At 70.8% G+C, this 25,772-nt stretch carries 22 protein-coding genes; 10 read left to right on the top strand and 12 right to left on the bottom strand.

Going from position 1 to position 25,772, the window contains the following annotated elements; translation table 11 throughout:
• Window positions 1-24 precede the first annotated feature (24 nt).
• The 4 genes from ilvD to ACIRP7_RS38785 all read right to left on the bottom strand — a co-directional run bounded on the left by ilvD (window position 25) and on the right by ACIRP7_RS38785 (window position 4,884).
• Window positions 25-1,878 (bottom strand): dihydroxy-acid dehydratase, encoded by a 1,854-nt coding sequence (gene ilvD / locus ACIRP7_RS38800; RefSeq protein ID WP_403669542.1) that lies wholly within the window; start codon window positions 1,876-1,878, stop codon window positions 25-27.
• Between the two features lie 167 nt (window positions 1,879-2,045).
• A complete protein-coding gene (locus ACIRP7_RS38795) occupies window positions 2,046-2,657 on the bottom strand; it encodes a TetR family transcriptional regulator (RefSeq protein ID WP_403669539.1) in 612 nt (203 codons plus the stop codon).
• Between the two features lie 355 nt (window positions 2,658-3,012).
• A complete protein-coding gene (locus ACIRP7_RS38790) occupies window positions 3,013-3,837 on the bottom strand; it encodes a sugar phosphate isomerase/epimerase family protein (RefSeq protein ID WP_403669537.1) in 825 nt (274 codons plus the stop codon).
• A 105-nt stretch (window positions 3,838-3,942) separates the two neighbouring features.
• Window positions 3,943-4,884 carry a Ppx/GppA family phosphatase gene (locus ACIRP7_RS38785; protein WP_403669534.1) on the bottom strand — a complete coding sequence of 314 codons (942 nt, stop codon included), beginning with the start codon at window positions 4,882-4,884 and terminating at the stop codon, window positions 3,943-3,945.
• Window positions 4,885-4,955: 71 nt separating this feature from the next.
• Here ACIRP7_RS38785 and ACIRP7_RS38780 point away from each other — a divergent pair, with 71 nt between their 5' ends.
• Complete coding sequence (locus ACIRP7_RS38780; protein ID WP_403669532.1) at window positions 4,956-5,813, top strand: hypothetical protein; 858 nt, start codon at window positions 4,956-4,958, stop codon at window positions 5,811-5,813.
• An 18-nt stretch (window positions 5,814-5,831) separates the two neighbouring features.
• Here the strand turns inward: ACIRP7_RS38780 and ACIRP7_RS38775 are convergent, their stop codons facing one another.
• Window positions 5,832-7,508, bottom strand: coding sequence for a hypothetical protein (locus ACIRP7_RS38775; RefSeq protein WP_403669529.1), 1,677 nt, complete (start codon window positions 7,506-7,508; stop codon window positions 5,832-5,834).
• A gap of 251 nt (window positions 7,509-7,759) precedes the next feature.
• Here ACIRP7_RS38775 and radA point away from each other — a divergent pair, with 251 nt between their 5' ends.
• Window positions 7,760-9,169, top strand: coding sequence for a DNA repair protein RadA (gene radA / locus ACIRP7_RS38770; protein ID WP_403669527.1), 1,410 nt, complete (start codon window positions 7,760-7,762; stop codon window positions 9,167-9,169).
• An 81-nt stretch (window positions 9,170-9,250) separates the two neighbouring features.
• Entirely contained in the window at window positions 9,251-10,375 is a 1,125-nt protein-coding gene (gene disA, locus ACIRP7_RS38765) for a DNA integrity scanning diadenylate cyclase DisA (RefSeq protein ID WP_403669524.1), read from the top strand.
• 51 nt (window positions 10,376-10,426) lie between these two features.
• Here disA and ACIRP7_RS38760 read toward each other — a convergent pair whose 3' ends face one another.
• Window positions 10,427-11,305, bottom strand: coding sequence for a hypothetical protein (locus tag ACIRP7_RS38760; RefSeq protein WP_403669522.1), 879 nt, complete (start codon window positions 11,303-11,305; stop codon window positions 10,427-10,429).
• A 673-nt stretch (window positions 11,306-11,978) separates the two neighbouring features.
• Here ACIRP7_RS38760 and ACIRP7_RS38755 point away from each other — a divergent pair.
• The 5 genes from ACIRP7_RS38755 (at window position 11,979) to cseC (ending at window position 16,501) form a co-directional block, all read left to right on the top strand.
• The gene (locus tag ACIRP7_RS38755) at window positions 11,979-12,938 is read left to right on the top strand and encodes an A/G-specific adenine glycosylase (RefSeq protein ID WP_403669519.1); all 960 of its coding nucleotides are present in this window, start codon (window positions 11,979-11,981) and stop codon (window positions 12,936-12,938) included.
• Window positions 12,939-13,173: 235 nt separating this feature from the next.
• Window positions 13,174-13,716 carry a SigE family RNA polymerase sigma factor gene (locus tag ACIRP7_RS38750; RefSeq protein WP_164425203.1) on the top strand — a complete coding sequence of 181 codons (543 nt, stop codon included), beginning with the start codon at window positions 13,174-13,176 and terminating at the stop codon, window positions 13,714-13,716.
• Window positions 13,701-14,378: a hypothetical protein gene (locus ACIRP7_RS38745; protein ID WP_403669516.1), complete on the top strand. Its 678-nt coding sequence runs from the start codon at window positions 13,701-13,703 to the stop codon at window positions 14,376-14,378. Before ACIRP7_RS38750 ends, ACIRP7_RS38745 begins: the two co-directional genes overlap by 16 nt.
• A gap of 66 nt (window positions 14,379-14,444) precedes the next feature.
• Window positions 14,445-15,149 carry a two-component system response regulator CseB gene (cseB, locus tag ACIRP7_RS38740; RefSeq protein ID WP_403669513.1) on the top strand — a complete coding sequence of 235 codons (705 nt, stop codon included), beginning with the start codon at window positions 14,445-14,447 and terminating at the stop codon, window positions 15,147-15,149.
• 17 nt (window positions 15,150-15,166) lie between these two features.
• On the top strand, window positions 15,167-16,501 hold the full coding sequence (gene cseC / locus ACIRP7_RS38735) for a two-component system sensor histidine kinase CseC (RefSeq protein ID WP_403669510.1): 1,335 nt from the start codon (window positions 15,167-15,169) through the stop codon (window positions 16,499-16,501).
• Between the two features lie 26 nt (window positions 16,502-16,527).
• Here cseC and ACIRP7_RS38730 read toward each other — a convergent pair whose 3' ends face one another.
• From ACIRP7_RS38730 to ACIRP7_RS38715, 4 genes are all read right to left on the bottom strand, one after another.
• The gene (locus ACIRP7_RS38730; RefSeq protein ID WP_403669589.1) at window positions 16,528-17,379 is read right to left on the bottom strand and encodes a class I SAM-dependent methyltransferase; all 852 of its coding nucleotides are present in this window, start codon (window positions 17,377-17,379) and stop codon (window positions 16,528-16,530) included.
• Window positions 17,370-17,804 (bottom strand): VOC family protein, encoded by a 435-nt coding sequence (locus ACIRP7_RS38725; protein WP_352387972.1) that lies wholly within the window; start codon window positions 17,802-17,804, stop codon window positions 17,370-17,372. Before ACIRP7_RS38725 ends, ACIRP7_RS38730 begins: the two co-directional genes overlap by 10 nt.
• Window positions 17,801-18,349, bottom strand: a complete 549-nt coding sequence (locus tag ACIRP7_RS38720; RefSeq protein WP_403669506.1) for a helix-turn-helix transcriptional regulator — start codon at window positions 18,347-18,349, stop codon at window positions 17,801-17,803. The genes ACIRP7_RS38725 and ACIRP7_RS38720 overlap by 4 nt, the downstream gene beginning before the upstream one ends.
• 114 nt (window positions 18,350-18,463) lie before the next feature.
• Entirely contained in the window at window positions 18,464-20,029 is a 1,566-nt protein-coding gene (locus ACIRP7_RS38715) for an MDR family MFS transporter (protein WP_403669503.1), read from the bottom strand.
• A 145-nt stretch (window positions 20,030-20,174) separates the two neighbouring features.
• Between ACIRP7_RS38715 and ACIRP7_RS38710 the strand changes: the two genes are divergently transcribed.
• Window positions 20,175-20,771: a TetR/AcrR family transcriptional regulator gene (locus tag ACIRP7_RS38710; RefSeq protein WP_403669500.1), complete on the top strand. Its 597-nt coding sequence runs from the start codon at window positions 20,175-20,177 to the stop codon at window positions 20,769-20,771.
• A gap of 794 nt (window positions 20,772-21,565) precedes the next feature.
• Here the strand turns inward: ACIRP7_RS38710 and ACIRP7_RS38705 are convergent.
• Window positions 21,566-22,114, bottom strand: a complete 549-nt coding sequence (locus ACIRP7_RS38705) for a M23 family metallopeptidase (protein WP_403669587.1) — start codon at window positions 22,112-22,114, stop codon at window positions 21,566-21,568.
• Between the two features lie 391 nt (window positions 22,115-22,505).
• Between ACIRP7_RS38705 and ACIRP7_RS38700 the strand changes: the two genes are divergently transcribed.
• Window positions 22,506-23,138 carry an HAD family acid phosphatase gene (locus tag ACIRP7_RS38700; protein ID WP_403669497.1) on the top strand — a complete coding sequence of 211 codons (633 nt, stop codon included), beginning with the start codon at window positions 22,506-22,508 and terminating at the stop codon, window positions 23,136-23,138.
• A gap of 72 nt (window positions 23,139-23,210) precedes the next feature.
• On the opposite strand, the gene ACIRP7_RS38695 is transcribed toward ACIRP7_RS38700, so the two are convergent.
• Window positions 23,211-25,736, bottom strand: a complete 2,526-nt coding sequence (locus ACIRP7_RS38695) for an ATP-dependent Clp protease ATP-binding subunit (protein WP_352387958.1) — start codon at window positions 25,734-25,736, stop codon at window positions 23,211-23,213.
• Between the last annotated feature and the right edge of the window lie 36 nt (window positions 25,737-25,772).

The raw sequence follows: 25,772 nt of genomic DNA, 5'->3' as shown, positions 1-25,772 counted from the left end.
TGCCGGGGGTTTGCCTGGGATGCCTCAGCCCAGCTTCGACACGTCCCGCACCGCGCCCTTGTCCGCGCTGGTGGCCATCGCCGCGTAGGCCCGCAGCGCGGCCGAGACCTTGCGCTCGCGGTTCTTCGGGGCGTAGGCGCCGTCCAGTGCGGCCTCGCGACGGGCCAGCTCCTCATCGTCGACCAGGAGCTCGATCGACCGGCCGGGGATGTCGATGCGGATGCGGTCGCCGTCCTCGACAAGGGCGATGGTGCCGCCGGCCGCGGCCTCCGGGGAGGCGTGGCCGATGGACAGGCCGGAGGTGCCGCCGGAGAAGCGGCCGTCGGTGATCAGGGCGCACGCCTTGCCGAGGCCGCGGCCCTTCAGGTACGAGGTCGGGTAGAGCATCTCCTGCATACCGGGGCCGCCCTTGGGGCCCTCGTAGCGGATGACGACGACGTCGCCCTCCTTGACCTGCTGGGTGAGGATCTTCTGGACGGCCTCCTCCTGCGACTCGCAGACGACCGCCGGGCCCTCGAACGTCCAGATCGACTCGTCGACGCCGGCCGTCTTCACGACACAGCCGTCGACCGCGAGGTTGCCCTTGAGGACCGCCAGGCCGCCGTCCTTGGAGTACGCGTGCTCCGCGCTGCGGATACAGCCCTCGGCGGCGTCCTCGTCCAGCGCCTCCCAGCGCTCCGACTGGGAGAAGGCCTCGGCGGAGCGGACACAGCCGGGGGCCGCGTGCCACAGCTCGAGCGCTTTCGCGGAAGGCGAGCCTCCGCGGACGTCCCACGTCTTCAGCCAGTCCGCCAGCGACGGGCTGTGCACCGAGTGCACATCCTCGTTGAGCAGGCCCGCGCGGTGCAGTTCGCCGAGGAGGGCGGGGATGCCGCCCGCGCGGTGCACGTCCTCCATGTAGTACGTGCGGTTCTTCGCCACGTTCGGGGCGACCTTCGCGAGGCAGGGGACGCGGCGCGAGACCGCGTCGATCTCGGCGAGGCCGAAGGGGACCTCCGCCTCCTGGGCCGCCGCCAGCAGGTGCAGGATCGTGTTGGTGGAGCCGCCCATGGCGATGTCGAGCGCCATGGCGTTCTCGAACGCCGCGAAGGTGGCGACGTTGCGCGGCAGGACCGTCTCGTCGTCCTGCTCGTAGTAGCGCCGGGTGATGTCCATGACGGTGTCGGCCGCGTCGACGTACAGCTGCTTGCGGGCCGTGTGCGTGGCGAGGACCGAGCCGTTGCCGGGGAGGGAGAGGCCGATTGCCTCGGTCAGGCAGTTCATCGAATTGGCGGTGAACATGCCGGAACAGCTGCCGCAGGTCGGGCAGGCGTTCTCCTCGATACGGAGCATGTCCGCGTCCGAGATCTTCTCGTTCACGGCCTCGGACATCGCGTCGACCAGGTCGAGGGTGCGGACCGTGCCGTCCACGAGGGTCGCGCGGCCGGACTCCATCGGGCCGCCCGAGACGAAGACCGTGGGGATGTTGAGCCGCAGCGCGGCGTTCAGCATGCCCGGGGTGATCTTGTCGCAGTTGGAGATGCAGATCAGGGCGTCGGCGCAGTGGGCCTCGACCATGTACTCCACCGAGTCCGCGATCAGGTCGCGGGAGGGGAGGGAGTACAGCATGCCGCCGTGGCCCATCGCGATGCCGTCGTCGACGGCGATGGTGTTGAACTCGCGCGGGATGCCGCCGGCCGCGACGATCGCCTCGGAGACGATCCGGCCGACCGGTTGCAGGTGGGTGTGGCCCGGCACGAACTCCGTGAAGGAGTTGGCGACCGCGATGATCGGCTTACGGCCGATGTCCGCACCGGGTACACCGGAGGCGCGCATAAGGGCGCGGGCGCCCGCCATGTTGCGGCCGTGGGTGACTGTGCGGGACCTCAGCTCGGGCATCGTCGCTCGCTCCTTCAGAGACGGTCGTCAGAGACTTCAGAGAGGGTCGTACGAGACTTCTGACTGCTAACGAGCGTACGCCGGTCATCCAGGGGTCGGGACAAGGTGTCCGGAATGCGGGACGCCCGTCTCGGATCAGGGGCTGATCAGGGTCGGCCAGGATCCGGTCAGGGCCCGGTCAGATGGTGCTGCACCACCGGGGCCACTCGCGCGATGATCTGCTCGATGTCGGTCGAGGCCAGCGGTTCCACCTTGATCACGTACCGCAGCATGGCCGTACCCACGAGCTGCGCGGCCGCCAGCTCGGCCCGCAGCTCGGCGTCCGGCAGCTCCAGCTGGTCGGAGATGCGGCGCAGCAACTGGGCGGCGACGAGCCGGCGGAAGACGCTGGCCGCGGTCTCGTTGGTCACGGCGGAGCGGACGATCGCCAGGATGGGCAGGCGCGTCGCCGGGTTCTCCCAGACGCCGAAGATGAAGCGGGTCAGGCGTTCTCCGGCGTCCTCCAGCGGGCCCTCGGCGAGTGCGTCGGGGGTGCTCAGCGCGGGCGCGGCGGCGACCTCCACGGCCGCCTCGAAGACCTGTTCCTTGGTGCCGAAGTAGTGGTGGACCAGGGCCGAGTCGACTCCGGCGGCCTTGGCGATGCCGCGCACGGAGGTCTTCTCGTAGCCCCGCTCGGAGAACTCCTCACGGGCCGCGACGAGGATCCGGTCACGGGTGCCGGCCGCGTCCGATTCCGTACGACGGGGCCGGCCACGCTTCCGGGCGGTGACGTCGCTCACGGCCGGGGCGCCTTTACGGCTGCTCGGTTCCCCGTCGCCGGAGGCAGCTTCACGCCTGCATGGTCCTCCGCCACCAGGAACGCCTTCACACCTGCACGGCCCCCCGCCACAGGGGACGCCTTCACACCTGCACGCTCGCTCATCGCCGGAGGCACCTGCGCATCTGCCCGCTTCCCCGCCACCGGAGGCGCCTTCACACCTGCTCGCCTCCCCGCCACCAGGGACGCCTTCACACCTACACGGCCCCCCGTCGCCGGAGGCACCTGCACATCTGCCCGCTTCCCCGCCACCGGAGGCGCCTTCACACCTGCACGGCCCCCCGCCACCAGGGACGCCCTCGCGTCTACTCGCTCGCTCATCGCCGCGGCACCCTCACCGGTGAGGCCAGATGGAGGCGGGTGAAGGCCAGGGCCTCGGCGAGGTCGGCCTCGCGTTCGGCGCCGGACATCGCGCGGCGGGTGTTGACCTCGATGACGACATGGCCGTCGAAGCCGCTCAGCGCGAGGCGCTCCAGGAGCTCGGCGCAGGGCTGGGCGCCGCGGCCGGGCACGAGGTGCTCGTCCTTCGCCGAGCCCTTGCCGTCGGCGAGATGGACGTGGCCGAGACGGTCCCCCATCCGGTCGACCATCTGCATCGCGTCGGTCCGGGAGGTCGCCGCGTGGCTGAGGTCGATCGTGAAGTGCCGGTAGTCGTCCTTGGTGACGTCCCAGTCGGGGGCGTAGGCGAGCATCTCGCGGTCGCGGTAGCGCCAGGGGTACATGTTCTCGACGGCGAACCGTACGTCCGTCTCGTCCGCCATCCGCCAGATCCCGCTGACGAAGTCGCGGGCGTACTGGCGCTGCCAGCGGAACGGCGGGTGGACGACGACCGTGCTCGCGCCCAGCTTCTCGGCGGCCGCTCGGGCGCGCTGGAGCTTGACCCAGGGGTCCGTGGACCACACCCGCTGCGTGATGAGCAGGCAGGGGGCGTGCACGGCGAGTATGGGGATGCCGTGGTAGTCGGAGAGGCGGCGCAGGGCCTCGATGTCCTGGCTGACCGGGTCGGTCCACACCATGACCTCGACGCCGTCGTATCCGAGGCGTGCGGCGATCTCGAAGGCCGTCGCCGTCGACTCCGGGTAGACCGAGGCCGTCGAGAGGGCGACCTTCGCATCCGGGATCCGTACGACTGGTTCTGCCACGGTCGTCAGCCTAAAGGGTTCGCTCGGGTGGATGTGGGGTGCCTGTTCGCCGTTGTGGCGATTGCCACGAGGCGGGTACCGGCCGGTGTGCGGTTGCTCGCGCCCTCAGGAACCTTGCGCCGAACCCATGTGATCAAGTCTGCGCAGGATGACACCTTCCCTGAGCGCCCACGGGCAGATTTCCACCGTTTCCACCCCGAACAGGTCCAACGCACCCTCGGCCACCAGGGCGCCCGCCAGGAGCTGGTTCGCCCGGCCTTCGGAGACGCCCGGGAGTTCCGCCCGCTGGTCCGTCGTCATTCCGGCCAGCCTCGGGACCCAGGCCTCCAGGGACTCGCGCTTGAGTTCGCGCTGGACGTAGAGACCCTCGGCGGAGCGGGCCGCGCCGGCCAGGCGGGCCAGCTGCTTGAAGGTCTTGGAGGTGGCGACCACGTGGTCGGGGGCGCCGAAGCGGGCGAACTCTCCGACCGTGCGGGCGATCTGGGCGCGCACATGCCGTCGCAGGGCCCTGATGGCGTCCGGGTCCGGGGGGTCGCCGGGGAGCCAGCCCGCCGTGAGACGGCCCGCGCCCAGTGGGAGGGAGGCCACCGCGTCCGGCTGCTCGTCGATGCCGTAGGCGATCTCCAGGGAGCCGCCGCCGATGTCGAGGACCAGGAGCTTGCCCGCCGACCAGCCGAACCAGCGGCGGGCGGCGAGGAAGGTGAGACGGGCCTCCTCGGCGCCGGTGAGGACCTGGAGCTCGACGCCGGTCTCGGCCCGCACACGCGCGAGGACGTCGTCGGCGTTGCCGGCCTCGCGGACGGCGGAGGTGGCGAACGGGAGCAGGTCCTCGACGCCCTTGTCCTCGGCGGCCTGGAGTGCGTCCTTGACGACCGCGACCAGCTTCTCGACGCCTTCGGGACTGATCGCCCCGGCCTCGTCGAGGAGTTCGGCAAGGCGCAGTTCCACCTTGTGCGAGTGCGCGGGCAGGGGGCGTGCGCCGTGGTGCGCGTCCACCACGAGCAGGTGCACCGTGTTCGAACCCACGTCGAGGACACCGAGTCTCATGGGGGGAACGCTACTGCCAGCTGGGCGTTCTACTGTCTCCGGAGGGGGCTCGGGCGACTTACCCTGGACGAGTGCCAAAGACGAAAAAGGTGAAGGACGACAAAACGGCCGCTTCTGCCGACGGTCCTTCGCGGGTGAAGCCGCCGAAGCAGTCGCGGAAGGCCACGAAGGCTCTGAAGGCCGACGAGAAGGGGCTCGACTTCGCGCGCGCGTGGGTGGAGTTCCCGGATCCGGCGGACGACGAGCAGGTCTTCCGCTGCGATCTGACCTGGCTGACCTCTCGATGGAACTGCATCTTCGGCAGCGGCTGCCAGGGCATCCAGGCGGGCCGGGCGGACGACGGGTGCTGCACTCTGGGTGCCCACTTCTCCGACGAGGACGACGAGCAGCGGGTCGCCGAGCACGTGGCGCGACTCACTCCGGACATCTGGCAGCACCACGCCGAGGGCACGACGGGCGGCTGGGTCTCGGAGGACGAGGACGGCGACCGGCAGACCCGGCCCTTCCAGGGCTCCTGCATCTTCCAGAACCGGCCGGGCTTCGCCGGCGGCCAGGGCTGCTCGCTGCACATCCTGGCGCTGCGGGAGGGCCGCGAGCCGCTGGAGACCAAGCCGGACGTCTGCTGGCAGCTGCCGGTGCGGCGGACGTACGACTGGATCGACCGGCCCGACGACACGCGGGTGCTCCAGGTGTCGATCGGCGAGTACGACCGGCGCGGCTGGGGTCCGGGCGGCCACGACCTGCACTGGTGGTGCACGTCGGCGACCTCGGCACACGGCGCCGGTGACCCGGTCTACGTCTCCTACCGCCCCGAACTGATCGAACTGATGGGCAAGGCCGGCTACGACCGCCTGGTCGAACTCTGCGAGCAACGCTTGGCCTCCCAACTGCCCCTGCTGGCACCGCATCCGGCGGACCCGATCGGCTGAGCGGCGGAAACGCATCCGCTACGACGTGGAGGGGCTCGGCTCGTCACTGCCCGTCGGTGAGGATGTCGGGCTCGCCGGGTCGGACGGGGTGGGGTCCGGCGGGGTCGGGGAGGGGGACGAGGAAGGCAGGTCGCTCGGAGTGGGATCCGAGGGGGCCGAGGTCGTGGGAGTGGGGCTGGGCGGGGGTGTCGTCGGCTCGCCGGGGGCGGACGGCGCGGGCGCCGTGCCGTAGCCCTGGATGGTGACGACGGCGCCGGCCGGTGCGATCGCCACGCGCGCGCTCCAGGGGCCGGACGGCTCGCGCAGATGGTCGACGTACACCTTGATCGTCAACGACTCGCCGGCCTTCAGGGTTCCCGAGGACTGGCTCAGGTAGAGCCAGGAGGCACCGGTGGTGGCCGACCAGCGGACCGGGGCGTCGCCGCTCGCGGTGAGGGTGATCAGGGTGGTGTCGCCGTCGTTGCCGGCGTCGACCTGCAGGTGTCCGGCGCCCTTCTTGCCGGCGCCCGCGACGCTCACGACCTCCACGGAGACGTCGGGCCTGGCGTCCTTGGCGAAACGGTTGCCGGGTCTCGTGCTCGCGTTGCCGGCGTACTGATAGCCGCCGCTCGCCACCACGCCGTCCAGGCTGTCGGGGCCGTGCGCCTCGCTGGCGCTGGCGGAGTGGCCGTCGGCCCCCTCACCGGGACCGCCCCGGTAGGCGGCCCACAGGGCGAGCACGGGGGCGGCGACGACGGTGGCGACGACGGTCGTGGTCACGGCACGCGCGCGAAGGCGGTCGCGGCGGGCGGCCCGGTCCTTGGGGTCCATAGGGAAGCCACGCCGGTCGAAGCGGGGCACGGCGGCGCCACGCGCGCGTGGCGGGTGCGCCGACGCCATGCGCAGGGCCGCGCGGGGCGCTTCGAGCACGGGCAGCTCGGCGGGTGTGGTCATGGCGCCGGGCCAGCGGCCGGGGATTGCGCGTTCGGCGCTGCGGCGACAGCGCGGGCAGTCGTCGACATGGCGTACGAGTTCGCGGCGCAGGGCGGAGCTGAGCACGAACTGGTTGTCGCCGGTGAGCCGCGCCACGCTCGGACAGTCACCGGTCTCGACGACGGCGAGGGCCGCGCGGGTGCGCTCGACCTCGCAGGCGGCGGAGGCGAGCAGTTCGCGGGCTCCGGCGAGGTCCATGCCGAGGACGGCGGCGACCTCGTGGGCGGCGAGATGGTGGCGTACGGCGAGTTCGAGCGCCTCGCGCTGCTCGGGGGTCGTACCGGCCGCCTCCGGCCAGGCCAGCAGGGAGAGTTCGCGGCGCCGCGCCTCCAGGACGTCCTCGGCGACCGGAGGTCGGGCGGGGTCCTGGGCAGCTCCGTGACGCCCCGCCGCGTGCGTGGCCTGACGTTTCTGCTTGGCCTCGGCCAGCTTGCGCAGACAGGCCCAGCGGGCCAGCGCGTACAGCCAGGCCCTGCGGTCACCGGCCGCGTCCGGGCCGCCGCGCTTGTCGGCGAGCGCGAGGACGTCCCCGAGGGCGGCGGTCGCCGCGTCGTGGTCGCACAGCACGGACAGGCAGTAGGTGAACAGGCCGTCCAGGTACGGCTCGTAGCGCGCGGTCGGCCGCTGCGCCAGCGTGCGCGCCGCAGCGCGGTCGCGCTCCTGCCGTTGCGCCCGGTGCGCGCCGGTGGTGCGGGTCGAGGTCTCCGGACTGCTGCTCATCATCCGTGGACCGTAGGACGCGAAAGATGGCCCCTTCCTACACCTTGAGCACTTTTACTCCGTACGGGTGAAACGATCCCTCAATCGGGGACAGGTACCCCGGATTCCATGGCTCGTTCCCGTCGTGACGTGGCCGATTCACACGCCGGGGCGCGGGACGGTCCGGGCCGGGCGCGGGCTGACCCGGGGCCGGGACGCATGCCGTCCGGCGGGCGGCGGCAAGCGTTGTCAGTGGCGGCGGTTACGGTTCGTGCATGGCTGCCCGTACAAAGTCCGCCAAGGAGCGCCCGTCCTACCGCTGCACCGAGTGCGGCTGGCAGACGGCCAAGTGGCTCGGTCGCTGCCCCGAGTGCCAGGCCTGGGGGACGATCGAGGAGTACGGCGCGCCCGCGGTGCGTACGACGACACCCGGCCGTGTCACCACCTCCGCCGTGCCCATCGGCCAGGTCGACGGCCGCCAGGCCACCGCCCGCTCCACCGGCGTGCCCGAGCTGGACCGGGTGCTCGGCGGCGGTCTCGTGCCCGGCGCGGTGGTGCTCCTCGCGGGCGAACCCGGCGTCGGCAAGTCCACGCTCCTGCTGGACGTGGCGGCCAAGTCGGCGAGCGACGAGCACCGCACGCTCTATGTGACCGGCGAGGAGTCCGCGAGCCAGGTCCGGATGCGCGCCGACCGCATCCGCGCGATCGACGACCACCTGTATCTCGCCGCCGAGACCGACCTGTCCGCGGTCCTCGGACATCTGGACGCGGTGAAGCCGTCGCTGCTGATCCTCGACTCGGTGCAGACGGTGGCCTCCCCGGAGATCGACGGCGCCCCGGGCGGCATGGCCCAGGTGCGCGAGGTCGCCGGGGCGCTGATCCGGGTCTCCAAGGAGCGCGGGATGGCCACCCTCCTGGTGGGCCATGTCACCAAGGACGGCGCGATCGCCGGTCCCCGCCTGCTGGAGCACCTGGTGGACGTGGTCCTGAGCTTCGAGGGCGACCGGCACGCGCGCCTCCGGCTCGTACGGGGCGTCAAGAACCGCTACGGCGCCACCGACGAGGTCGGCTGCTTCGAACTGCACGACGAGGGCATCACTGGCCTCGCGGACCCAAGTGGACTTTTCCTGACACGTCGTGCCGAACCGGTCCCCGGTACCTGTCTCACCGTCACCCTGGAGGGCCGCCGTCCTCTGGTCGCCGAGGTGCAGGCGCTCACCGTCGACTCCCAGATCCCCTCGCCCCGGCGCACCACCTCGGGTCTGGAGACCTCCCGCGTCTCGATGATGCTCGCCGTCCTGGAGCAGCGCGGCCGGATCAGCGCCCTCGGCAAGCGGGACATCTACTCCGCGACGGTCGGTGGGGTAAAGCTTTCGGAACCTGCCGCGGACCTGGCGATCGCCCTCGCCCTGGCGTCGGCGGCCAGCGACACCCCGCTGCCCAAGAACCTCGTCGCGATCGGCGAGGTGGGCCTCGCGGGCGAGGTCAGACGGGTCACGGGCGTCCAGCGCAGGCTCTCCGAGGCGCACCGTCTGGGCTTCACGCACGCGCTCGTACCGGGCGATCCCGGCAAGATCCCGGCCGGCATGAAGGTCCTGGAAGTCGCGGACATAGGGGACGCCCTGAGGGTCCTTCCGCGCTCACGTCGACGGGAGGCCCCACGGGACGAGGAGGACCGCCGGTAGACTTTGCCCTGGTCTCGCCCGTCCGTACGAACCGAATGTGCGACATGGGAGGGCCCAAGACCCCGCGACCGGAGGAGAGCAGTGGCAGCCAACGACCGGGCGGCAGCTCCCGGAAAGTCCGGTGGGAGTGCCGGTTCCGATGGCCTGATGCGCGCCTCCCTGAGCGCCGTGGCCCCCGGCACCCCCCTGCGCGACGGCCTCGAGCGGGTGCTGCGCGGCAACACCGGCGGACTCATCGTGCTCGGCTTCGACAAGACGGTGGAGACGATGTGCACGGGCGGTTTCGTCCTGGACGTCGAGTTCGCGGCCACGCGCCTGCGTGAGCTGTGCAAGCTGGACGGCGGCATCGTGCTCTCGTCGGACCTGTCGAAGATCCTGCGGGCGGGCGTGCAGTTCGTGCCCGACGCGACGATCCCGACGGAGGAGACCGGCACCCGGCACCGCACCGCGGACCGGGTGAGCAAGCAGGTCGGCTTCCCGGTCGTCTCGGTCTCCCAGTCGATGCGCCTCATCGCCCTGTACGTCGACGGCCAGCGCCGCGTCCTGGAGGACTCGGCGGCGATCCTGTCCCGGGCGAACCAGGCCCTGGCGACCCTGGAGCGCTACAAGCTGCGTCTGGACGAGGTGGCGGGCACCCTCTCCGCGCTGGAGATCGAGGACCTCGTGACGGTCCGGGACGTCTCGGCCGTCGCCCAGCGCCTGGAGATGGTCCGCCGGATCGCCACGGAGATCGCCGAGTACGTGCTTGAACTCGGCACGGACGGCCGCCTCCTCTCCCTCCAGCTGGACGAGCTGATCGCGGGCGTGGAGCCGGAACGCGAACTGGTAGTCCGGGACTACGTACCCGAACCCACCGCGAAGCGCTCCCGCACGGTCGAGGAGGCGCTGTACGAACTGGACGCCCTGACCCACGCCGAGCTTCTCGAACTCCCCGCCGTGGCCCGCGCCCTGGGCTACACCGGCTCCCCCGAGGCGATCGACTCGGGCGTCTCCCCCCGTGGCTTCCGCCTGCTGGCCAAGGTGCCCCGCCTGCCGGGCGCGATCATCGACCGCCTGGTGGAGCACTTCGGCAGTCTCCAGAAGCTGCTGGCGGCCAGCGTCGACGACCTCCAGACGGTGGACGGAGTGGGCGAGGCAAGGGCACGCAGCGTCAGGGAGGGCCTGTCGAGGCTGGCCGAGAGCTCGATCCTGGAACGGTACGTGTAGGCACGCCAGGGGCGCGGAGACCGCGCCCCTGCCACGACGACGGCACCTCGGTCAGTCGTTCTCCAGCACGAACGAAGCCTGCGCGGTGGCATATCCGGGCGCCTTGACCTCCACCAGGTAGGTCCCCGAACCCGCCGACCCCGCGGGAGGCGTCGCGCACTGCGGAGCACTCGGCTTGCGGTCCCACTTCACGGTGTACGTGATGCTGCTCCGGGCCGGAGCCCGGTAGACCAGGTTCCCCGCGGTCCTGGGACAGTCGGCGGACGACCAGTACGGGTCGTCCGAGCCGGCCTGAGTGATCGTCAACACCGCGCGCTTGGGCCCGAGATCGACCTTGCAGTCGCCGGCGGAGGAGTTCGTCGCGGTCAGCAGCAAGGTGGGGGTCTGGTCGGGGGCGTAGGCGTTGTGCAGACTCCGCACGCTCAACTTCACCGCGCCCGCAGTGCAGTTGGGGATGGAGGAGCCCGCCGGGAGGGTGTCTGTCGGCCCCACCCCGATGCCCGTGCCGCCGCTCCCGGCACTTCCGGCACTTCCGGCACTTCCGGACCCGCCGACCCCGCCGGCCCCGGCGGAGCCACCCGTACCGGTCTCACCGCCGGCTCCCGAGCTGCCCCCCGCACCGGCACCGGCGGCCGAACCGGAGCCCGATCCCGAACCCCCGCCGGTGTCGCCACCGGTCGTCGACTCGTCGCGGCCGCCTGGGGCTTGACTGATCGCCGGACCGGAACCGGAGGGTCCCGGGGTGATCGTGGAGGGGGAGGGATTCTTGTCGTTGGGCCCGTCCGCGCCGTTCCTGCCGCCTCCGCCGCCGGAGCTGACGATCCATGCGATCAGCAGCGCCAGCACGGCGAGGACGGACAGCATGACGGCCCTCCGTCGCCAGTAGATGGAGGAGGGAAGCGGCCCGACCGGATTGCGCAGAGATCCCACGGCGCAAACTGTACGAGAGATCGGCGAGTTCGCCGTCCTCACCCGCCGCCCGGCGCCACAACTTTTCAGGATCATCATTCCGGAAACGGCCGCCCCGCCCCTGCCTTTCGTCGGGCCGACACGTGACGATCGCGGAGCGTGACCACATCGACGCACCGCCTACGATCCGTGACGGTGCACTTCACGCCCCGTCCGGGTACAACACAGCGGCACAGAGGGCCGGAGACCGGACTCCCGCTCCTGGACGCACTGTTCGCGATCGCGTCCCTTGCACCTCTGGCCACGGCTCGACGTATGCGGTGCGGTGAACTCCCGCTCACGTATGTTCTGGGCGACCGGCGCCCGTTCGCGCAGTCGCGCCCGCTCCTCGGCGGTGCACTGCGGCTCCGGCTGCCCGGCCCGGCCCGCATCACGACTGTGCCGCCGGCGACGACCCGCCTGTGCGGCGGTCAGCCCGAGGGCCGTCCCCAGGTGCCGTCGGCCCACCGGGAGCGCCGCGGTCAGCGCGCCCAGCCCGTCAACCGCTGTCAGGGCGCCGTCCGCAGCGCGGTCCAGGCGCGGGCGCGGTCCGGCCGGCCCACGCCACAGGGGAGTGACGCGGTCGCACCGTCGGCGATCCCGGGCATGGCGGTACGCCCGCGCGGGCCCCCGGCCATGGCAGGATCGGAAGGCCATGACTGCGCCCACGAAGCCCCAGCCCCAGCCCTCGCCCTCGCCCTCGCACAGCAGCCCCGCCGACGGCGTCACCGACGCTCCCCGCGGAGCGGGCCTGCACTCCCCCGTCATCGACTGGTTCGACGAGCACGCCCGGGATCTGCCGTGGCGGCGGCCCGAGGCCGGGCCGTGGGGGGTGATGGTCAGTGAGTTCATGCTCCAGCAGACCCCCGTGAGCCGGGTGCTGCCGGTCTACGAGCAGTGGCTCGCGCGGTGGCCACGGCCCGCCGATCTCGCCGCGGAGGCACCCGGCGAGGCCGTGCGCGCCTGGGGCCGGCTCGGCTATCCGCGCCGGGCGCTGCGGCTGCACGGCGCCGCGGTCGCCATAACGGAACGGCACGGCGGTGACGTACCGACGGACCACGCACAGCTGCTCGCGCTGCCCGGGATCGGCGAGTACACGGCGGCCGCCGTCGCCTCCTTCGCGTACGGGCAGCGGCACGCCGTGCTCGACACCAATGTGCGGCGGGTGTTCGCCCGGGCCGTCACCGGTGTGCAGTACCCGCCGAACGCCACCACCGCCGCCGAACGCAAGCTCGCCCGCGCCCTGCTGCCCCAGGACGAGAAGACCGCCGCGCGCTGGGCCGCCGCCTCCATGGAACTCGGCGCGCTCGTCTGCACGGCCAGGAACGAGAGCTGTCAGCGCTGCCCGATCGCCGCCCAGTGCGCGTGGCGGCTCGCGGGCAAGCCCGAGCATGACGGGCCGCCGCGGCGCGGGCAGACGTACGCCGGTACCGACCGCCAGGTCCGCGGCAGGCTGCTCGCCGTGCTGCGGGAGGCCCACGCGCCCGTCCCGCAGCCGGTGCTCGACCGGGTGTGGCACGAGCCGGTACAGCGGGCGCGGGCGCTGGACGGTCTCGTCGCGGACGGACTTGTCGAGCCCCTGCCGGGTGGTTTGTATCGGCTGCCGTTGACATAGTCGGCACGAAGCAAACCGGCGAATCACCCTGAACCGGCGCGAACGACCGCGCCGGTTTACCCTTTTTCGGCTTCCGTTACACAACCGACGGACAGCTGATTGCCAGCCGCGCGCTGCTCCGCACAGCCCCGTGACAACCGCTCCGTAGCTTCATTGCCATGCCGCACACCAGGCGGCAGCACACGCGATGAGAACCGGCAGGGACTGCCGGAACGGGGATCAGGAGGCGGTCGACATGGCGCAGGGCGAGGTGCTCGAGTTCGAGGAGTACGTCCGCACCCGGCAGGACGCGTTGCTGCGCAGCGCACGCCGTCTGGTCCCGGACCCGGTCGACGCGCAGGACCTGCTCCAGACGGCGCTCGTACGGACGTACGGCCGCTGGGAGACCATCGAGGACAAGCGGCTCGCGGACGCCTATCTGCGCCGGGTGATGATCAACACCCGCACGGAGTGGTGGCGGGCGCGCAAGCTGGAGGAGGTGCCGACCGAGCAGCTCCCGGACGCCTCGGTCGACGACGCCACCGAGCAGCACGCGGACCGCGCCCTGCTGATGGACGTCATGAAGGTGCTCGCCCCCAAGCAGCGCAGCGTCGTGGTGCTGCGACACTGGGAGCAGATGTCCACGGAGGAGACGGCCGCCGCCCTCGGCATGTCGGCCGGTACGGTCAAGAGCACGCTGCACCGGGCGCTCGCCCGGCTCCGCGAGGAGCTGGAGGCCCGCGACCTGGACGCACGCGCGCTGGAGCGTGAGGAGCGGGAGCGTTGCGCGGCGGCCTGACCGAACCCGGGCCCACCCGGCGGGACCTCGCTCCGGTCCGGGGGATCTTGCAGGCGGCGAGCACGGCGGTGGTCGTGCTGGCCGCCCTCGCCCTTTTCGTCTCCGCCTGCGCCACCGGCGGCACCGGCACCCGTGACGAGGGTCCCGCGCACGCGGCGGCGGCCGACGGCGCCTCGCCCTCGGCCCTGCCGTCCGCCCTGGCCTCCCCGCGCCTCGACCGCAAGGGCGCGGTCGCTCTGCTCAGGTCGGACCCGAAGGTCTCCGAGGCGGTCAAGCGCGATCTGGAGCCCTGTGGCACCGACCAGTACCCGGTCGACCTGTTCTACGGCGACCTGACCGGCGGCGCGGCCGACGACGTCGTCGTCAACGTCGTGACCTGTGCCGATCTGGTGGGCGTCGGCTCGTACGTGTATCGCGAGGATGACGGTTCGTACCAGAATGTCTTCCAGACCGAGGAACCTCCGGTCTACGCCGAGATCGACCGCGGCGACCTGGTGGTGACCAAGCAGGTGTACGAGAAGGGCGACCCGGTGTCGGACCCGTCCGGCGAGAACGTCATCACGTACCGCTGGGCCTCGGGGAGGTTCGCCGCGGTGTACCGGACGCACAGCGACTACAGCGACGTCGTCCGCACGGATCCGACGCCGGTGCCCGACAGCTGAACCGATCGGGCCGCCCGGAACGATCCCCCAGTGACCGCCACGACACCGAAGAGTGAGAGCACCCGGATGGCAGACCAGACCCATGTGCTGTTCGTCGAGGACGACGACGTCATCCGCGAGGCCACCCAACTCGCCCTGGAGCGGGACGGCTTCGCGGTCACCGCCATGCCCGACGGACTGTCGGGCCTGGAGGCGTTCCGGGCGGACCGGCCCGACATCGCCCTGCTGGACGTCATGGTTCCGGGCCTGGACGGGGTCAGCCTGTGCCGCCGTATCCGCGACGAGTCCACCGTGCCGGTGATCATGCTGTCGGCACGCGCCGATTCGATCGACGTGGTGCTCGGTCTGGAGGCCGGCGCCGACGACTACGTGACCAAGCCGTTCGACGGGGCCGTCCTGGTCGCCCGGATCCGCGCGGTGCTGCGCCGCTTCGGGCACGCGGGCGGCGCCGACCGGGGCGAGGAGGGCGCGGACGCGACCGCCGGGGGCGTGCTGACCTTCGGTGAGCTGGAGATCGACACCGAGGGCATGGAGGTGCGCAGGGCCGGGCAGCCGGTCGCGCTCACCCCGACCGAGATGCGGCTGCTCCTGGAGTTCTCCTCCGCGCCGGGTACGGTCCTGTCGCGCGACAAGCTCCTCGAGCGGGTGTGGGACTACGGCTGGGGCGGTGACACCCGGGTCGTGGACGTCCATGTGCAGCGGCTGCGGACGAAGATCGGCCAGGACCGGATCGAGACGGTCCGTGGCTTCGGCTACAAGTTGAAGGCCTGAGCAGGGGGACCTTGAGCATGCGGGGGATCCTTCGGGGCCGGGTGACGGAGCGCGTGGTGGTGCGGACAGGGCTGAGATGGAAGCTCAGCGCGGCCATCGCGCTGGTCGGCGCGCTCGTCGCGATCGCGCTGAGCCTGGTCGTGCACAACGCGGCGCGCGTGTCGATGCTGGACAACGCGCGCGACCTCGCGGACGAGCGGATCCAGATCGCCCAGCGCAGCTACGAACTGACCGGCAAGCCGAACTTCCCCAGCATCGCGGTCGACGACCGCCGTCTGCCGCCCGCGCTGCGCGAGAAGGTCGAGGAGGGCCGGCGGGCGACGTACGTCTCCGACCGGCCCGACCGGGGTCCTGACATCTGGGCCGCGGTCCCGGTCAAGGGCGGGCATGTGCTGTCACTGCACACCGGGTTCACCGACCGCAGCACCGACATCCTCCACGACCTCGACCAGGCCCTGGTGATCGGCTCGATCGCGGTGGTCCTCGGCGGCAGCGCGCTCGGCGTGCTCATCGGCGGGCAGTTGTCGCGGCGGCTGCGGAAGGCGGCGGCCGCGGCGAACCAGATGGCCAAGGGCGAGACGGACGTACGGGTGCGGGACGCGATCGGCGGGGTCGTACGGGACGAGACCGACGACCTCGCGAGCGCCGTGGACGCCATGGCGGACGCGCTCCAGCAGCGGCTGGAGGCCGAGCGGCGGGTCACCGCGGACATCGCGCACGAGCTGCGGACACCGGTGACGGGCCTGCTGACCGCCGCGGAACTGCTGCCTCCGGGCCGGCCCACGGAACTGGTCCTGGACCGGGCGAAAGCCATGCGCACCCTTGTCGAGGACGTCCTGGAGGTGGCCCGGCTCGACGGCGCCTCCGAGCGGGCCGAGCTCCAGGACATCCTGCTGGGCGATTTCGTCGCCCGGCGGGTGGCGGCCAAGGACCCGGAGATCGAGGTCCGCGTGGTGCACGAGTCGGAGGTCATGACCGATCCGCGCCGCCTGGAGCGCGTCCTGTTCAACCTCCTCGCCAACGCGGCCCGGCACGGCAAGCCGCCCATCCAGGTCACCGTCGAGGGCCGCGTCATCCGCGTCCGCGACCACGGGCCCGGCTTCCCCGAGGACCTCCTCGCCGACGGCCCGAGCCGCTTCCGCACGGGCAGCGCGGACCGCGCGGGGCACGGGCACGGGCTGGGTCTGACGATCGCGGCCGGTCAGGCGCGGGTGCTGGGGGCGCGGCTGACCTTCCGCAACGTACGGCCGGCGGGGGCACCGGACGGGGTGCCCTCGGAGGGGGCGGTGGCGGTGCTGTGGCTGCCCGAGCATGCGCCCACCGCGACGGGGAGCTATCCGCTGTTGCCGTGACCCGGGGCGGGTGAGGCGGGACGCCGTCAGCCGGTCGCCACCATCAGCTCCTCTCCCCTGGACGGCCGTACGCCGTCCGTCCGGCCCGTGAAGTACCGGTGGTCCAGCTCCTCCGCCGGGACATGCCGGGCCTCCCGGAAGCCGGACTCGCGGGCCAGGGCCAGGATCTCGGCGGGCCGGAAGAAGCTCAGGAACGGCGTGCCCGCCGCCCGGGCTCCCGCCACGGCGGCCTCCAACTGCGGGCGCTGTTCCGGTTCGACGTCCTGCGGCGGCCGTATGAAGGTCGTTACGAACGTGGACCCCGGGGCGAGTCCGGCGACCAGGCGGAACATGGCGTCGACCGCCTCCCGCGTGAGGTACATGGTGACGCCCGTGGCGGCCACCACAGTGGGGCGCCCGGGATCGAACCCCGCCCCGGCCAGCCGCCCCCACCAGTCCCCCTCGAAGTCGACCGGCACGAGACGCAGCCACGCGGGGACACCGAACCCGAGGTCCAGCAGCCGCCGGCGCTTCCAGGCCTGCGGGCCGGGCCGGTCGACCTCGAAGACCCGCAGCCCGCCCGCCGCGGCGACCTCCGGTCTGCGCTGGGCGAAGGTGTCGAGGCCGGCGCCGAGGACGACGTACTGCTCCACGCCCCGCTCGACGACCAGGTCCTCGACGTACCGGGTCCGCGCCACGATCGATGCGCGGGTGCGGCGCGTGGCCGTCACGTCCATGTCGGGGCGGTCCCGCCACCCGTCGTCCGGGTCCGCGAGCCTGAGCCCGATCTCGTCCTCCAGCACATGCGGCGGCGGATCGGCGCGGACGTGCAGGGCCCGCCAGAGGGCGACCCGGACGGCCGTGTGGTCGGCCTCGGCCACGTCCTCGCTCACGCCCAGTCCTTCGAGAAGTCCAGTTCCTCACGGCGCTGGGTCAGCGAGTACCAGTTGCCGTTGTCGTCGCGGAAGATCGCCTCGATGCCGTACGGCCGCTCCTGCGGCTCCTGGACGAACTCCACCCCCCGCGCGCGGAACGTCTCGTAGTCACCGCGGCAGTCGTCGGTCCGGAAGGCTCCCGCACCCATCACGCCCTTGCCGACGAGCTTCTTCAGCGCCTCGGCGGACTCGGGGTCCAGACCCGGGCCGTCGAGGCTCATCAGGGCCAGCTCGACGCCCTCCTGCTCCTTGGCGCCGACGGTGACCCATGTCATCTCGCCCATCGCGACCTCGCTGCGCACCTGGAAGTCCAGCTTCTCGGTGAAGAAGGCCTTGGTGCGCTGCTGGTCGAAGGTCCATACGGTGCTGATGCCCAGGCCCTGGATCATGGCTCCGCTCTCCTGTCGTCCGGGGGTTCGTCTCCGTCTCCGTCACCGTAGGCAGCGGCGGGGTCGGGCCGCTTCTCCAAAGTTGCGGTTCTCTTCGGGGGTCGCTTCGCGGGTGCCTGCGTGGTCCTCTTCGTGGTTCTCTCCGCGGCTCTCGTGGTGGGGAAGCCGCCGGCCCAGAGCATGGCGTAGCACCCGGGGATCAGGGCGGCGCCGCGGCCCACGTGCCGGGTGCGGTACTCGCTCGGGGTGAGCCCGGTCCGCGCCTTGAAGCGGGCGGAGAAGGTGCCGAGGCTGCTGAAGCCGACCAGGTGGCAGATCTCGGTCACGCTCAGATCGGCGCCCCGCAGCATCTCCTCGGCCCGCTCGATCCGCCGGTGCGTGAGGTACTGCCCGGGCGTCTCGCCGTACGCCTCCTTGAAGGCCCGGAGGAAGTGGAACCGCGAGTACCCGGCGTGCGCGGCGACGGCGTCCAGGTCGAGACCCGGATCGGCCCAGTCCCGGTCCATGGCGTCCTTGGCGAGCCTGATCTGCCGCACTTTGTCCATGGGGCCGATGGTGGCACGCGGCACTGACATCGACCCCGCGGGCGCACATGAGGAAGGCCCCCGGGGCGGACACCATCCGGGGGCCTTCGGTTCAGCGGGGTCGACGGGGTCGGCTCAGACCTCGACCAGAGGAGCCGGCGCCGGGTCGTCCGCCGACTTCTGCGGTCCCGCGCCCTTCAGCGGCACCTCCTTGACGAACACCGCCGCCACCAGCGCGACCACGGCGACGATCGAGCCGAGCAGGAACGCCGAGTGCGTACCGGCGGAGACCGCGTACTGGTACGCCTCGCGCACCGCGGCCGGCAGCTTCTCCAGGCTCTTCGCGTCCAGTTGCGCGGACTGCTCGGTCACCTTGGAGCCCAGCGTCCCGCCCCGCTCGGCCATGGTGTCCTGAACCCGGTGGTTGAACAGGGCGCCCATGATGGCGACACCGAAGGAGGAGCCGAGGGTCCGGAACAGGGTGGTGGACGAGGACGCGACGCCCATGTCCTTCATCTCCACGCTGTTCTGCGCCACCAGCATGGTGATCTGCATCAGGCAGCCCATGCCGAGTCCGACGACGGCCATGAAGACGCCAGAGGTGAACCGGGAGGTCCCCGTGTCCATCGTCGACAGCAGGTACAGCCCGATCACCATCAGGACGCTGCCGAGGACCGGGAAGACGTAGTACCGCCCGCTGTTGGTGGTGATCCGGCCCGCGACCATCGAGGTCACCAGCATCGCGCCGAGCATCGGCAGGAGCAGCAGCCCGGAGTTGGTGGCGGAGGCACCCTGCACGGACTGCTGGTACAGCGGCAGGAAGAGGGTGGCGCCGAACATCACGAAGCCGGTGATGAAGCCGATGATCGACATCAGCGTGAAGTTGCGGCTGCGGAAGATGTGCAGCGGGAGCACCGGCTCGGTCGCCTTGGTCTGCCAGAACACGAACCCGACGAGCGCGGCCACACCGATGCCGATCAGCTCCATGATCCGCGCGGAGCTCCAGGCGTACTCCGTGCCGCCCCAGGTGGTCACCAGCACGATGGCGGTGATGCCGATGGTCAGCAGTGCGGCGCCGAGATAGTCGATCCGCGCCTGCGCGCGCTTCGCCGGCAGGTGCAGGACGACGCTGATGAGGCCGAGCGCCACGACGCCGAGCGGCAGGTTGATGTAGAAGGACCAGCGCCAGCCCCAGTTGTCGGTGATGGTGCCGCCGACCAGCGGTCCGCCGATCATCGCGAGCGCCATGACGCCGGCCATCATGCCCTGGTACTTGCCGCGCTCCCGGGGCGGGATCAGGTCACCGATGATCGCCATGACACCGACCATGAGACCGCCGGCGCCGAGGCCCTGCACGGCCCGGAAACCGATGAGCTGCCCCATGTCCTGGGCCATACCGCTGAGCGCGGAGCCGATCAGGAAGAGCACGATGGACGTCATGAAGACGCCCTTGCGGCCGTACATGTCGCCGAGCTTGCCCCAGAGCGGGGTGGCGGCGGCGGTGGCCAGCGTGTAGGCCGTCACGACCCACGAGAGATGTTCGAGTCCGCCGAGCTCGCCGACGATCGTCGGCATCGCGGTGCCCACGATCATGTTGTCGAGCATCGCGAGCATCATGGTGATCATCAGCGCGAGCAGGACGACCCGCACACTGCGCTGTTTCTTGTCCGGTTCCGTCTCGACCGTCTGTGTGTCCGCCATTGTTCCCACTCCCCTGAGGTCCTGCGGTATTGCCCTCGCCGGGATACTTACTTGCCGCCCGGCTAGTTGTCTACACTGAGGGAAGGTAGACGCGTAACTAGCCGGGCGTCAAGTAAGTTTTATGGGAAAGCCGAGGAGCACGAGGATGGGCGGCACCATGGACGTCACGAAGCAGCAGCGCCGCGGCAACACGCGCCAGCGCATCCAGGACGTGGCGCTCGAACTCTTCGCACAGCAGGGGTACGAGAAGACGTCCCTGCGGGAGATCGCCGAGCACCTGGACGTCACCAAGGCGGCGCTGTACTACCACTTCAAGACCAAGGAAGAGATCCTCGTCAGCATCTTCGACGACCTGACGCAGCCGATCCTCGACCTGATCGAGTGGGGCCGGAAGCAGCCGCACACGCTGGAGACGAAGCAGGAGATCGTACGGCGCTACAGCGAGACGCTGGCCGGTGCGACGCCGCTGTTCCGCTTCATGCAGGAGAACCAGGCGACGGTCCGTGAACTGCGCGTCGGCGAGACCTTCAAGGAGCGCATGCAGGGCCTGCGCGAGATCATCGTCGACCCCGAGGCGGACCTCACCGACCAGGTCCGCTGCGTCAGCGCGATCTTCACCCTGCACGCCGGGATGTTCTTCCTCCAGGACATCGCCGGCGACCCGGAAGCCAAGCGCAAGGCCGTCCTGGAGGTCGCGACGGACCTGGTGACACGGGCGCACGGGGGGAGCGGGGAGGGGTAGGGGGTGCGATTCGGGGGCGGCGCGAGGGGCTGACGCCCTTGGTCGGAGCCCGAGGGGGCTAGGGGCTGACGCCCACAGTCGGGCCGAGGGCAACCAGAAGGACCTACGGTTCGGCTAAGGGCGACGCGACGAGCCGACTTCCGCGGTTCGGCCCGGAGACACCCGCTGAGGGCAACCGGACCGGCCGGCCTGCGGTCCGGCCGAGGGCGACGCGACAAGCTGACTTCCTCGGTTCGACCCGCAGGCACCACGAGAGCCCGACGTCCGCCCCCAGGGCAACCGGTCCGGCCGAGGGCGACGCGACGAGCCGACTTCCACGGTTCGGCCCGCAGGCACCACGAGAGCCCGACGTCCGCCCCCAGGGCAACCGGTCCGGCCGAGGGCGACGCGACGACCCGACTTCCACGGTTCGGCCCGCAGACGGCACGAGAGCCCGACGTCCGCCCCCCGAGGGCAACCGGCCCGGCCGAGGGCGACGCGACGACCCGACTTCCGCGGTTCAGCCAGGAGGCAGTAGGGGAGCCCGACACCCGCCGTCCGCTCCGAGGACAACCGGACCGGTCGGCCTGCCGTCCGGCCGAGGACAGCGCGACGGGCCGACACCCGCGGCCCGCCCCCTGGCCAGCCCCAACGCGCCCCCGCCCCCTCATGGCCGGCCCAACCCCCGCACGGCACACCCCCGCACAGCACGCCTCGCGGCTGCCCTCGCACCCGGAGGGAAGAACGCCCACCCCCGCAAGCCGCCCCCGCTCACCGACCCCGGCAGAACACACCCCGCGCGCCCGCCGTCAGGGTCAGACCTTGACTCCCTGGCCGCGCAGGAAGGCGACCGGGTCGATGGCCGAGCCGTAGTTGGCGGTCGTGCGGATCTCGAAGTGCAGGTGCGGGCCGCTGGAGTTGCCGGTGTTGCCGGACAGGGCGATGCGCTGACCGGTCTTGACTATCTGGCCGACCTTGACCTTGATCCGGGACAGGTGGGCGTACTGCGAGTACGTCCGGTTGCCGTGTTTGATCACGATGGCGTTGCCGTAGGCGGGACCGTCACCGGCACCGCCCGGACCCGCCTTGACGACGGTCCCACCGTGCGCGGCGACGACGGTCGTACCGCTCGGCACCGCGAAGTCCTGCCCGCTGTGGGTCGAGTGCCACATGCTGCCGGCCTGGGCGTAGCTCGCGCTGAGCGTGTACTTCTTCACCGGGTCGACCCAGGACGCCGAGGAGGACGCGGCGGAGGCGACTCCGGCCCCCAGCACAGCCGACGCCCCGACGGACGCGGCCATGACGGCCACGCGGGTGCGGAGCAGGGACGTACGGGAGGAGCGGTGGGAGACGCGCTGGAACATTCGGAACCTCATGAAGCCGGGGACAAGGGGAAACCACCCGACGCACGACGGCGGCCGGATGGCGCATCCCTTGGTAACCCCGGAGGCCGAATACCCCCAAACGGCGCAACTACGACGGAATGTAGTAATGGGGCGAGAAGGGGCATCCGCAAAGTCCCTTTCTTTACCGGAATCGCCTTGAATCTCGTCCTGGAGCTTCCACTATTCCGGCTAGTAAGGGACAAATCGCCTGTGCGGCAAGTCACCGGCGGCCTCAAGGTAAAAGCCTCGCCAAGTGACGCACGTCTCTGGCTTCCTACCAATCGGTAACCCTACGGTTCCTCTCGCGCCACCCTCGTCCCCGAACATGCACCAGACAACGGCATACGGACGTGAGAGGACCCCCACGACAATGAGAAGCCGACGCCCCTGGGCGCGCCGCGCAGCCGTAACCACCGTCTCCGCAGCCGCATTCGTCGCCCTGGCCGTTCCCGCCGAGGCCGCGACGGCCACCGCAAGCGCCCCCACGACCGCCACGGCCGCCGCCGCGGACGTCGACTACGCCACCTGGCAGTCCGACTGCCAGGCCGTGATGAACCAGGCACTGCCCTACCTGAAGACGCGTATCGCGGCCACCAAGCCCGGTGAGAAGCAGGCGATCGTCTTCGACATCGACAACACCACCCTGGAGACGGACTTCGGCTTCAGCTACCCCTCGCCGGCCAACAAGCCCGTCCTGGAGGCCGCGAAGTACGCCCAGGAGCACGGCGTTTCCCTGTTCTTCGTGACCGCCCGCCCCGACATCATCGCCTCGGCGACCAACTACAACCTCAAGTACGTCGGCTACCAGGTCGGCGGCCTCTACGTCCGCGGCTTCATCGACCTCTTCAAGGACGTGGCCGCCTACAAGACCGCCCAGCGCGTCGACATCGAGAACAAGGGCTACACGATCATCGCGAACATCGGCAACAGCGCCACCGACCTGTCGGGCGGCCACGCCGAGAAGACCTTCAAACTTCCGGACTACAACGGCCAGTTGTCCTGACCTGACACAACGCAAGAGGGGCCGGTGCTCCCAGAGCACCGGCCCCTCTTGTCGGCCCTGCGGCCGTGAGGCTTACGCCTCCTTGCTCAGGTTCGGCCCGGCACCGCCGGCCGCCTGCTCGATCGGCGGGACGTCCGGCAGCGCCGACTTCTCCTCGCCGCGGAAGGTGAAGGTCTTGGTCTCACCCTCGCCCTCGGTGTCGACGACCACGATGTGACCGGGACGCAGCTCACCGAAGAGGATCTTCTCCGAGAGCGTGTCCTCGATCTCGCGCTGGATCGTGCGACGCAGCGGCCGCGCACCCAGCACCTGGTCGTAACCCTTCGTGGACAGCAGCTCCTTGGCGGACTGGGAGAGCTCGATGCCCATGTCCCGGTCCCGGAGACGCTCGTCCACCTTGCCGATCATCAGGTCGACGATCTGGAGGATGTCGGCCTGGGTCAGCTGCGGGAAGACGACCACGTCGTCCACGCGGTTGAGGAACTCGGGCCGGAAGTGCTGCTTGAGCTCGTCCGAGACCTTGTTCTTCATGCGCTCGTAGTTGGTCTTCTTGTCACCCGAGGCCGCGAAGCCCAGGTTGAAGCCCTTGGAGATGTCCCGGGTGCCGAGGTTGGTCGTCATGATGATGACCGTGTTCTTGAAGTCCACGACCCGGCCCTGGGAGTCGGTCAGACGACCGTCCTCCAGGATCTGCAGCAGCGAGTTGAAGATGTCCGGGTGGGCCTTCTCGACCTCGTCGAAGAGAACCACCGAGAACGGCTTGCGCCGCACCTTCTCCGTAAGCTGGCCGCCCTCTTCGTAGCCCACGTATCCGGGGGGCGAACCGAAGAGCCGCGAAACCGTGTGCTTCTCGCTGAACTCCGACATGTCGAGGGAGATCAGCGCGTCCTCGTCACCGAAGAGGAACTCCGCGAGCGCCTTGGACAGCTCGGTCTTACCGACACCGGACGGACCGGCGAAGATGAACGAACCACCGGGACGCTTCGGGTCCTTGAGGCCCGCACGGGTACGACGGATCGCCTTCGACAGCGCCTTGACGGCGTCGACCTGGCCGATGACCCGCTTGTGGAGCTCGTCCTCCATGCGCAGCAGACGCGAGGACTCCTCCTCGGTCAGCTTGAAGACCGGGATGCCGGTGGCGGTCGCGAGGACCTCGGCGATCAGCTCGCCGTCGACCTCGGCGACGACGTCCATGTCGCCGGCCTTCCACTCCTTCTCCCGCTTGGCCTTGGCGGCCAGGAGCTGCTTCTCCTTGTCGCGGAGGGAGGCGGCCTTCTCGAAGTCCTGCGAGTCGATCGCGGACTCCTTGTCGCGGCGGACGCCGGCGATCTTCTCGTCGAACTCGCGCAGGTCCGGCGGCGCGGTCATCCGGCGGATGCGCATCCGGGAACCGGCCTCGTCGATCAGGTCGATCGCCTTGTCCGGCAGGAAGCGGTCCGAGATGTACCGGTCGGCCAGCGTCGCGGCCTGGACGAGGGCCTCGTCCGTGATCGAGACGCGGTGGTGGGCCTCGTACCGGTCGCGCAGACCCTTGAGGATCTCGATCGTGTGCGGCAGGGACGGCTCCGCGACCTGGATGGGCTGGAAGCGGCGCTCGAGGGCCGCGTCCTTCTCCAGGTGCTTGCGGTACTCGTCCAGCGTGGTCGCACCGATGGTCTGCAGCTCACCGCGGGCCAGCATCGGCTTCAGGATCGAAGCGGCGTCGATGGCGCCCTCGGCGGCACCCGCACCGACCAGCGTGTGCAGCTCGTCGATGAACAGGATGATGTCGCCGCGGGTGCGGATCTCCTTGAGGACCTTCTTCAGGCGCTCCTCGAAGTCACCGCGGTAGCGGGAGCCGGCGACCAGCGCGCCGAGGTCGAGCGTGTAGAGGTGCTTGTCCTTCAGCGTCTCGGGCACCTCGCCCTTGACGATGGCCTGGGCGAGGCCCTCGACGACGGCGGTCTTGCCGACGCCGGGCTCACCGATCAGCACCGGGTTGTTCTTGGTACGGCGGGACAGCACCTGCATGACCCGCTCGATCTCCTTCTCGCGCCCGATGACCGGGTCGAGCTTGGACTCACGAGCGGCCTGGGTGAGGTTCCGGCCGAACTGGTCGAGGACCAGGGACGTCGAGGGGGTGCCCTCGGCAGGCCCGCCGGCGGTGGCGGTCTCCTTGCCCTGGTAACCGGAGAGCAGCTGGATGACCTGCTGCCGCACCCGGTTGAGATCTGCGCCCAGCTTGACCAGGACCTGGGCGGCGACGCCCTCGCCCTCACGGATCAGGCCGAGCAGGATGTGCTCCGTGCCGATGTAGTTGTGGCCCAGCTGAAGGGCCTCGCGGAGCGACAGCTCCAGGACCTTCTTGGCACGGGGGGTGAAGGGGATGTGCCCGGACGGGGCCTGCTGGCCCTGCCCGATGATCTCCTCCACCTGCTGGCGGACCGCCTCGAGCGAAATCCCGAGGCTCTCAAGGGCCTTGGCGGCGACACCCTCACCCTCGTGGATCAGGCCCAGGAGGATGTGCTCGGTGCCGATGTAGTTGTGGTTGAGCATCCGGGCTTCTTCCTGAGCCAGGACGACAACCCGCCGCGCGCGGTCGGTGAACCTCTCGAACATCGTTAATCGCTCCTCAGAGCGGTCAGGCAGTGGGGG

This window comes from Streptomyces sp. NPDC102270, from assembly GCF_044766405.1.
In the GTDB taxonomy this organism is placed as follows: domain Bacteria; phylum Actinomycetota; class Actinomycetes; order Streptomycetales; family Streptomycetaceae; genus Streptomyces.
The sequence above is the reverse complement of the archived record's forward strand: the minus strand, read 5'-3'. Positions and strand labels throughout refer to the sequence as shown.